Genomic DNA, 1,734 nt, shown 5'->3' with positions numbered 1-1,734 from the left:
CCATTATCACGATAGATGGGGCTTTAGAGGGCAAAACTGAGCCAGATAGGGTGGGCAAGACCGAGGAAACAGAAGATAATCGACGCGATGGGTTCTAAGCTGTTGAAATTCCCTGTGATATTTCGACAGGAACCAGCTTCTCAAGCGCCAGGAGACCGAGGGCAGGGAGGATGTCAATGCCGGGGGCGCTTGTGTTTTCGATGGCGCAGCGCTTCGATTACGCGCTCAAGCACTCTGCGATCAACGGCATCTTTCTCACGAGCAGACTGCTTTGTTTTCAGCAGCCCCGCCAGATCCAGCGTTTGAACTGGTATGCCTTCGAGGTCTATTGTCTCAATGTGAGGCTTCAATGTCTCATAGGTTTCGCCGCAGGTCTTGAATAGCAAATCGACTACCACCTCATCCACCAATCGAATATTCTCACCTTCCTCAAACCACAAGGGATCAAGATTCGCGGATTCCTTGTCGGCAAGAACCAGCAATGCCTCAATAATAGCTTTAGAAGGCGATGCGCTTGCGGGAACAAGCAGGTCAATATCCTCTGTTGCCCGATGGTATCCGTGCGTGAAGAGTGCATACCCTCCAACCAGTATGTACTCTGCATTGTGCTTGTTCAGAGACTGGATGATTTTTTTCAAATCATCCAGTGTTGCTGGCCGGCTGTATTCATCTGTCGGCATGATCCACCATCTGCTCAATCAGGCATGCGTCTTGGTGCTGATTGGCCTCATCGTGGCTTTTGTAGCGGTATATTCCCTTTTTGAAGCGCATGGTTTTGCCGGTAGGAAGTTTGTGGATTTCATCGTTGAACAACGCGCCCTCTTTCAGCAGTTCGCCGTCCGCATGCATTGTTATTTCCCGGATTCGCCGGGTTCCCACTAATCTCATCTTGTCCCTGGCCTCCTGCGGGCCTTCGCGCTTAGGCGATCACGGTATGCAGCGGCATGCCCTAGCACCAATTCTGCCGGTTCATCCGGCACACCAAACAATGCCATGGCATCACGCAGCTCCTCAATCGAGGACATGACCCGTTCTGTTTCTGTCCGCGCCCGAGCAGGCGATAGACCAAAAGTGCTGGCCAGATTTTTCAGCTCGTTAGCGCCGGGGCGTGTGTTGTCCTTCAATCCGAAGCGCAGAACATGCGGCTCATTATCGCCAAGCGGAAACAGCGGCGTGATGTCATAACCTGGCGACAGGCGCCATCCGGTATCATCGTGGAGTAACGTAAAATTACGCAGGTGATCATCACGGTTGCCGATCAGCGCATTGTAGAGCATCTGGCGAAACAGCCGGACGCTATCGTTCTCCGGATCATCTGAATATTTCCGCAAAACATAAAGAATATCCGTATATGCTTTGCTGTAATAATACTCGGCGTGCATCAGGGTCTTGAGGCTGACCATGTGCCGACGACCACCTTCCGGCGTCACATCAAAACGTACAATCGACAGCGCTTCAACACCGATGTCGTCATACCACACCAACCTACATGCCGGCGTCTCGATGCCACAGGCTTGTGCCGCACGCAGACAGGCCGCTTCCAGGCGGATGACTGGATATTGGTCGCTTTTCGATGACAGCTTGACCAGGTAATGCGTGAGGCCGTCCTCCCTCGATTCCGTGTACAGGAACTTGGGCCGCGCCCCCCCAGGCGAAGATGCCACATCAGCCAGTTTCTGCCTGTGTTTATCGTTTCGGACAGCCAACTCCTGCTCAAAGCCGCTGACCATGCCG

Annotated in this window: 3 protein-coding genes; all 3 read right to left on the bottom strand. The window is 53.1% G+C overall.

The annotated features are described in order from the left end of the window. Window positions 1-173: 173 nt before the first annotated feature. Entirely contained in the window at window positions 174-680 is a 507-nt protein-coding gene (locus ACOCD2_RS18710; RefSeq protein ID WP_293649757.1) for a hypothetical protein, read from the bottom strand. Further along, entirely contained in the window at window positions 667-849 is a 183-nt protein-coding gene (locus tag ACOCD2_RS18705) for a hypothetical protein (RefSeq protein ID WP_293649759.1), read from the bottom strand. Before ACOCD2_RS18705 ends, ACOCD2_RS18710 begins: the two co-directional genes overlap by 14 nt. A 35-nt stretch (window positions 850-884) precedes the next feature. Next, the coding region (locus ACOCD2_RS18700) for a type II toxin-antitoxin system HipA family toxin (RefSeq protein WP_419601919.1) at window positions 885-1,734 on the bottom strand (850 nt) is incomplete at its 5' end.

It is taken from the genome of Thiolapillus sp. (assembly GCF_048562965.1).
Taxonomy (GTDB): Bacteria; Pseudomonadota; Gammaproteobacteria; order Chromatiales; family Chromatiaceae; genus Thiolapillus; species Thiolapillus brandeum_A.
Note: the sequence above shows the minus strand (reverse complement) of the source record. Positions and strands in the feature narration are given on the sequence as shown.

What these genes read in the sequence shown, in the direction of transcription:
- ACOCD2_RS18710 (WP_293649757.1), bottom strand. Translation starts at nt 680, where the DNA reads ATGCCGACAGATGAATACAGCCGGCCAGCAACACTGGATGATTTGAAA.
- ACOCD2_RS18705 (WP_293649759.1), bottom strand. Translation starts at nt 849, where the DNA reads ATGCATGCGGACGGCGAACTGCTGAAAGAGGGCGCGTTGTTCAACGAT.